Origin of the sequence: Bartonella sp. AA126HLJHH, assembly GCF_042197425.1 — a bacterium.
Classification (GTDB): domain Bacteria; phylum Pseudomonadota; class Alphaproteobacteria; order Rhizobiales; family Rhizobiaceae; genus Bartonella.
Window position 1 is genome coordinate 50,943 of record NZ_JBHIRU010000013.1, and the last position, 7,167, is coordinate 58,109.

Annotated in this window: 7 protein-coding genes; 5 read left to right on the forward strand and 2 right to left on the reverse strand. The window is 43.4% G+C overall.

Annotated features, from left to right (window positions below; all coding sequences use genetic code 11):
* Positions 1-2,298: 2,298 nt before the first annotated feature.
* Positions 2,299-2,868: a hypothetical protein gene (locus tag ACFIQC_RS07160; RefSeq protein ID WP_375621509.1), complete on the reverse strand. Its 570-nt coding sequence runs from the start codon at positions 2,866-2,868 to the stop codon at positions 2,299-2,301.
* A gap of 87 nt (positions 2,869-2,955) precedes the next feature.
* Here ACFIQC_RS07160 and ACFIQC_RS07165 point away from each other — a divergent pair, with 87 nt between their 5' ends.
* The 5 genes from ACFIQC_RS07165 (at position 2,956) to ACFIQC_RS07185 (ending at position 5,535) form a co-directional block, all read left to right on the forward strand.
* Complete coding sequence (locus tag ACFIQC_RS07165; RefSeq protein ID WP_375706943.1) at positions 2,956-3,150, forward strand: hypothetical protein; 195 nt, start codon at positions 2,956-2,958, stop codon at positions 3,148-3,150.
* On the forward strand, positions 3,107-3,514 hold the full coding sequence (locus tag ACFIQC_RS07170) for a hypothetical protein (protein WP_375613618.1): 408 nt from the start codon (positions 3,107-3,109) through the stop codon (positions 3,512-3,514). The genes ACFIQC_RS07165 and ACFIQC_RS07170 overlap by 44 nt, the downstream gene beginning before the upstream one ends.
* 15 nt (positions 3,515-3,529) lie before the next feature.
* Positions 3,530-4,033: a hypothetical protein gene (locus ACFIQC_RS07175; RefSeq protein ID WP_375706944.1), complete on the forward strand. Its 504-nt coding sequence runs from the start codon at positions 3,530-3,532 to the stop codon at positions 4,031-4,033.
* Between the two features lie 185 nt (positions 4,034-4,218).
* A complete protein-coding gene (locus tag ACFIQC_RS07180; RefSeq protein WP_375706945.1) occupies positions 4,219-4,902 on the forward strand; it encodes a hypothetical protein in 684 nt (227 codons plus the stop codon).
* 180 nt (positions 4,903-5,082) lie between these two features.
* On the forward strand, positions 5,083-5,535 hold the full coding sequence (locus tag ACFIQC_RS07185) for a hypothetical protein (protein ID WP_375706946.1): 453 nt from the start codon (positions 5,083-5,085) through the stop codon (positions 5,533-5,535).
* Here the strand turns inward: ACFIQC_RS07185 and ACFIQC_RS07190 are convergent.
* Positions 5,512-7,167 (reverse strand): toprim domain-containing protein (locus ACFIQC_RS07190; RefSeq protein ID WP_375706947.1); only part of this gene is annotated, 1,656 nt, incomplete at its 5' end. The two genes, ACFIQC_RS07185 and ACFIQC_RS07190, sit on opposite strands and share 24 nt — an antisense overlap.

The window sequence follows — 7,167 nt, forward strand, 5'->3', positions numbered from 1 at the left end:
GGAGTGCATCCTCTTATAGATTGGATACTGCCTTTATGAGGGTTTGGCAGTTTCCGTTGAGGGGAAGGATGCACTCTTTTTAAGGCGCGGAGTGCATCCTCTTATAGATTGGATACTGCCTTTATGAGGGTTTGGCAGTTTCCGTTGAGGGGAAGGATGCACTCTATTGAAGGCGCGGAGTGCATCCTTTCCATGGATTGAATGCACTCTTTGGAGGCTAAAGTGCATCCATAGGGAAAGGCATATTCCATAAGAAACAGAGATAACAAAAAGATTTGTTTTTATATTTTTATTGATAGGTTGCTGTATTTGCGAGGGCTATTCATTCTTTATTCTCAATATTTAAGATGATTATGTGATAAGGGTTGTTCGTCAATACAATCGTAAAAGACGCTGAGTATTTTTATAAAAATTGAGATATTTTTGTGCCTTTTTTTTGTTTTTTTTGTGTTTACACAAGATATGCACGGCTTTTCAACAGTTTGTTTTTTTAGCTTTGCTAATGGCGATGGCGTTGGCTAAACACTTCAATTGTTTTAACTGCTTCAATACCGCCTTAAAAAACAGTGCTTTATAATATGACAAAATAAGCTGTATAACTTTTGATTCTTAAGCGATGCTAGAAAAAGGGGAATGTTAGGAGAGATGTTGTCTATATTCTTAGTTTATCTCTTAAGGTAGGAAGATTAACATACTTTCCGGATCTATTTTTATTCGGTTTGACGGTTAAAGAGCAATATCTGAATGGAATCACACTTGTCTCATGTTTTTATCTTCACGCTTTAGATTTTTTCTCATAGGGATTTTGTTTTTAATGGGGGATTTTGTTTTTAATGGGGGATTTTGTTTTTAATGGGAGTTTACGCGACTCACATAAAACAGAGTGTTCTAAATAGAATATATTTGTGTTGCACATTTACCTACTTGTTTAAAAACATTATGTGATCTTATCATCACAATTATATTGGTGATTGGAGATATTGGTAAATCTGATAATGGAGAAATCTCTTGTGAAGTGGATAAGTCCTTCTTTAAAATCTCATAAGGAAAAGCCAGCACATTATCATACTATTCGCGCCTCATATGATGACAGCCTTTGGCTCTTGAGCGTGTTCATAAGAGGCATTTTGATTCTTTATCTTTGAAATCTTTGAAGTGCGTTATTTCATATGTCTCTCATGTTTGTAATGTGGAAAAGACAAGGTGTTGATTGATGCAACATGAAATAAATTTAAAATGAGAGAATCCCTATGATATCTGCGTCTCTTAATTTTATATGGATAACGGGATATGATGATTATAAATCAATATGTTGTCGTGATACATCAACCTGTTGGGGGGCGATAAAGAAAGTTATCCAGTAGTTAAGTCATTCTGTTATGTCGTAAAACACGGTCATTTGAGGTTTGGTGATATGAAGCAAGCTTCCTTGGATATGTTTTAAGTGTTTTTTTAAGGGCGTGGTGAATTTTTGAGACAGAGCAAGCTTCTGTTGCGCCTTGAGTTTAGCGGAAAAACCTGAATAGAAGCCAAGAGGGAATGGCAAACCAAGAGGGAAGTGTATCCAAGCTGTTTGTAAATCAGATTGAGTTAAGAATCTTTGTTCTTTAAGAATGGAACGCAAGTCAATTTGACAAAAGAATGATCTATTTTGCGGGTAAACCTTATGGAGGAATTATCACAAAGCTCATAAGGAAGTGATTTAAGACAATACAGTCATAAAAAAGTACAGTCATAAAAAAAAGTCCTCCGTCGCAATCAGAGGACCAAAAAGCAGGAGAATTTTAACATTGACTCGCAGGACGTGTCAAAAAAGAATAAATTTAAAAGGCCGTACTAAATACAAAAAAATCATACTTAAAGAACCTACCACATTATAATTAGCAGAGAATTGAAAAAATAGCAATATAAAAAATACTTTTTACAAAAAATTTTGTCATTTTGCATTAAAACGTAATACTTTTTTCAATTGAATATTTATTTTAAGACTCGATATTAATTAAACTATATTTAAAAATATTATGATACATGCAAGCATCTTGAGAATATTCTTCAATCAAAAACGAATTAAGAGCCCCTCATGATTATAGGACTGATATGGGGGAAGGCTTTTTGTTTTTAAGAGTGTGGAGTGTATCTTAAGTATGTGTGTGGGGGGGAAGTATTGTCCTTTTGGGTGGGGGCAAGGTAATGAAAATGGAGGCGAGAGCTGCTGGATGCTTGAGCCCGTGTGGGGGAGGTTTCTTTAGAGGGGGCGGGGGCAACATGGGAGGCCGCTTAAAATGGCGAGGAGGGGGATTATTCAAAATGTTTATGGTTTGCATATCCCCAATGAAATGCGAGCAAGTCTAAACAATCTCGTAAATGATCGGCAAGAGAGTTTTGTTTGCGTTTTGAAGAACTTAATTCTTTTATCGCTTGTCCATGGCCGATAACGCGTTCAAGCAGTGAATAGCCAAGAATACCCAGTTGAACTTTGATTGTTCTTAAATGATTGGAGGCTTCTATTTGACGTTCAATAGGGTGTGTGTACCCTTGGCTACAGGAAACCTTTTCACGGGTGTAGTCAAGGCTCATGTGGAGATCGGCTTGGCTTTGACGCCAGTAAAAATAAAAACGTTCTGCCGCTTTATATTGGGCTTTGCTGAGATGTCCTTTCGCATATAAAAGTGCAATGGGATGGCTTTGTGCATTGGCAATGGCATTGATGGTGCGCGGGTTGCTGGAACTTTCTCGATGATTGGGTTTAAAATAAGGATTACGCGTTTCAACAGGGATTTCTTGCGTCTTTAAATGACCAATGTGTTTTTCTTGATTTTGATGATCAAGCGGGCAGGTTTGCATATTTTTTTTCTGCTTATGGGTCATAGCATCTCCTTAAAAATTTTAATTTTGCTTCTCGTTTTTAAAAAAATGTTGCTTGATCTAGGCAAAAGAGGGGGATGAGAGGAAGACATGTGTTGGAGTGTGCTGTGTGGGTATGCGCTCTTGGGGGTGACTTGGACTGTTGCGCTTGTGTGTGGGAGCCCCATGGATTTGGTTCTTGAAAAGAGGGGTGTTTTGTCGCATGGTGGATTTTCCTTGAATGACTTGATGGGGGAATGGCATGATGTTGCGCGGGCTTTTGTCTTTGAAGGGATTGGTGTTTAGCTGTATTGTAGCCTATGTCTCTGTGGCTGTTTATGTGGAAATGAAGGCTCTTGGGATGACGTGGGGCGTATTTTTACGAGCTGTGGCGTTTTATGGCATTCCCGGTATTTTCCTTATGTTGGGTTATGAAGTAATGCAGCGGCGTGGTGTAACGAAGGGTTTGTTCCTCAAGATGGTGTTGTTGAGCTTCATTTTGGCTGCTGTCTCTGATTTTGTTTATAAGCAAGCTGAGCATTTTGGTTTGGCTCAGGTGTGGTTTTCAAACAAGTGGGTGTTTTATGTCCTTTTGGGCTTTGTCCTTGCTCTTATTTATAGAGGGGCAAGGCGTCTTGGGTTTAGGATTTCATTCTTTGAAAAGGATTGATCTTTTGCTGCATTTTTGGCATGGTCTCTGATTTTTATTGATGAAGGAGCGGGGCGTATGGTGGTTGCGCGGGACATGTTTTTAAAGGGGCTGGCGTTTTGCGGCGTTGTTGGCATGTTCCTTGGTTTTGCTTATGAAGATGCGGGGCGACCGGCTATTACGTGGGAGGTGTTTTGGCAGGGGGTGGAGCTTTCTTGCATTGCTGGAGCTGTCCTTTGTTTTATTGTTGTGGGAGCAAACAGTAGGACTGTATCGTGGGGCGTGTTTTTCAAGGCTGTGGTGTTTTGCGCCATTGCTGTAGTGGTTCTTGGCTTTGCTTATAAGGGAGTAAAGCGTTTTGATATATCATGGGAATTTTTAGTGATAGGAGCGGTGTTTGTTGCATTGCTGGAGCTGTCCTTGGTTTTGCTTATGAGGGTGCGGGGTAAGGGGATAGCGCGTGGGGTGTTTTTTTTTGAGGTTTCTGCTGCTTGGCGGCGTTGTTGGAGCTGTTGTTGGGTTGGCGCATGTGGGCGCTAAGCATATGGGGGTTCGCTGGTTTGTGATCTCGAACAATGGGGTGTTTGCGGGCACTATTGGACTTGTTCCTTTTTTTGCTCTGGAGGGGGTACGGTGTATGCGTGTACTGTTGGGGGCTTAAAAAAATGAGCATTTTTCTTTCCCACGGGCGTGGTCTTTGATGTTCTTTCTGTGAGGGGTATTTGATGTCGAACGATGTGATGTTTTGGCTGTTGCCTTGGTTTTTCTGCTTTTTTGCTCTGTCCTTGATTTTTCTTGATAAGATTGCCAAGCGTCGCTCTGTTACAGGGTGGATGTTTTGGAGATGGGTGGTGCTTTATGGCGCCCTTGCCACCTACCTTGGTTTTATTTATGTGGGCGTGGGCAGGCGCGCTGTTGATGGGGAGCTGCTCTTAAAGGGGGCGGTGTTTTCTTGCATTTTTGCAACTGTCCTTGGTTTGGTGCATCTGGGCGTCAAGAGTATGCCTGTGGCGGGGCAAGTGTTCTTAAAGGCAGTTATGTTTTGTTGCATGATGGGCTTTATCCTGTGGTTTGCTGCTGTGGGCGTCAGGGATATGGATAGCATAAGGGCGGTATTCTTAAAGGTTTTGCTCTTGTCTTTATTGTTGAAAGTGCTCTTGGGGTTCTTTATACGCGAGCAAAGTGATACGGTGCTACAGAGGTCGTTGCGTGCTTTGAATTTTGTGCTGTTTTCCTGCATTTTTGGTACTCTCCTTTTTTTTACTCGTCTGGGAGCAGAGAATCTAGGGTTGAGCTGGCTTTGGTTCTCGAATGAGAGGGTGTTTTTATTCATTTTTGGATTTACCCTTCCTTTTGTTTGTGAGGGAGCAAGGCGTGCGCGTGTTCTATGGGCTTGGTTCTTAAAGTAGGGTGTGTTTTTTGTCTTATGGGTGTGATCTTTAATGGGCTTGCTGTGAGGGGTATGTGATGTCGAACGATTTGTTTTTTTTGCTGTTGTTGGTATTTTCCTACCTTTTTATTGTTGTCGTTATTAGTACTTATAAGGTTTCCAAGCGCTTCGATATTTCGTGGTGGCGGGCGGCGTTTTATTGTATTTGTGGTGTTTCCCTCTTTTTGAAGGAAGTGCTGTTTTATTGCATTTTAGGAGTCGTCCTTTTTTTAGCTCTTTGGGGGATGGAGAATATGGACATACCATGGGGTCTCCTGTCCTTGATAGGGATCGTGTTTGCTGCACTGTTGGAGTGGTTCTTGATTTTGCATATGAGGGGGCGGCGAGATGGGGTGGTGACGCGTTGTTTGTGGCTATTGAAGGGGGGGGTGTTTTGCGCCGTTGTTGGAGCGACCTTTTTTTGTTTGCGTTTGGGAGCAGAGAATCTAGGGTTGAGCAGGCTTTGGTTCGCGAAGGATTGGGTGTTTTTCATCATTTGTGGATTGATCCTTCCTGTTGTTTCTGTGGGAGCAAGACGTGCGCGTTTGAAAGCGGAGGCGTTTTTAAAGAGAGTGGGGTTTATGGGGCATTACAGATAACGTCGAGGGAATGATTGTTCAAAAGAACAGCGATAGCGATAAGTTTGGGGATCAAACCAAAGCCCTATTTTGCCTTCAAAATCACCAGAACGTTGTTTGGCAATATTCATAATGACACCTGGGCGTTTGGCTAAATCTGCTTTTTCTTGTGCGAGAGAGGCGGCAAAGATTTTATCTTCCAACGACCGATTGCGCCAAATGGTGATGATGTTAAAGGCATTGGCACCAATTTCTGAGGCGCCTTTAATGTCTTCTGTGCTGGGGATATCTTTATCCAGACCGCCTTTGCGGGCATGGGCGACAAGGTGGATGTGCACACTGTTTAAAACAGCCCAATCAACCATTTTATAAACGGCTTGTTCTTGTCTTGCATAATCATCAGAGGCAATGCCAAGCCGCATCAAACTGTCGATGATAAATTGATCGCAGCCATAGCGCGCACGACAATAGTCAAAGACTTCAAGCAAGGTGTCAACGCTTGATTTGCCAACATGTTCATAAAGAATAAGCCCTTCGTCTAAAAAATGAAGAATCCGTTCAATCGTCTCTTTTGTAGGCTGTTCTAAGCCGCCCGTTTGTTTGGTTAAACGGCGAAGCGATTGTTCTCCTTTCATTTCTAAAGACGCTAAGCAAAGGCGACTCTTTTGTGCAATCCAATGGGGAATACAGTCTGATAATAATTGGCTTTTACCTGCACCACTCGCACCGCTCCAGAGCGTTAATTCTGCTGGGCGGAAATGCAATTTGTCCTTCAGTTTAGGATAGGGAACCGTATAACCAAGATGTTTTTCAGGCTCTGGCCAAAAAAGCCCAATCACTTGATCTTTATAGTCTGAGGCGCGCCGTAAACCTTCTGGTGCAAAGCTTTGTGCTGAGGAAAAGGCGGCTTTTATGGTGGCTTTATCGATCCCTGCGGTTAAACAGTCATTGGCATCTTTAAGGGGTAAACGGACACGGTAGCAACGGTGGCGTCCAAGCCTGCTGGCAATCTCACGGGCTGCTTCTTCTCCGGGCGGATCCATATCGGTGGCTAAAAAAATCGTTTCAAAAGATTCTAAATGATCAAATTCATTTTCAATCCAGTTGTGTTTTCCTCCACTGCCTCCTCCAAAGGGAACAGAAACCGCCGGATATCCATAGGCGGCTAAGGATAGCGCATCAATTTCTCCTTCAGTGATAACAATGGTACGGTTTGTTGAAGAAAGAATGGGAAATGGCGCCTGTTGGGGGGTGTGTGTGGGTGCCTGTTGGTGTGTGTGTGTGGAGGTGGGGTTGGTTGAGGCGGTGTTTTGGGGCGCTTGTGTGGAGGTGGGGTTGATTGAGGCGGTGTTTTGGGATGCCTGCGTGGAGGGGTGGTTGGTTGAGGTGGTGTTTTGGGGCGCTTGTGTGGAGGGGTGGTTGGTTGAGGGTACCTGCTGAGGTGTGTGTTGGAATGCTTGCTGGGGCGCCTGCGTGGAGGGGTGGTTGGTTGAGGGTACCTGCTGAGGTGTGTGTTGGGGTGCCTGCTGGGGCGCCTGCGTGGAGGGGTGGTTGGTTGAGGGTACCTGCTGAGGTGTGTGTTGGGGTGCCTGCTGGGGCGCCTGCGTGGAGGGGTGGTTGGTTGAGGGTACCTGCTGAGGTGTGTGTTGGGGTGCCTGCTGGGGCGC

Excerpts from the sequence above, each read along its gene's own strand:
- ACFIQC_RS07165 (WP_375706943.1), top strand. The coding sequence starts at position 2,956 with ATGTGTTGGAGTGTGCTGTGTGGGTATGCGCTCTTGGGGGTGACTTGG.
- ACFIQC_RS07170 (WP_375613618.1), top strand. The coding sequence starts at position 3,107 with ATGATGTTGCGCGGGCTTTTGTCTTTGAAGGGATTGGTGTTTAGCTGT.
- ACFIQC_RS07160 (WP_375621509.1), bottom strand. The coding sequence starts at position 2,868 with ATGACCCATAAGCAGAAAAAAAATATGCAAACCTGCCCGCTTGATCAT.
- ACFIQC_RS07180 (WP_375706945.1), top strand. The coding sequence starts at position 4,219 with ATGTCGAACGATGTGATGTTTTGGCTGTTGCCTTGGTTTTTCTGCTTT.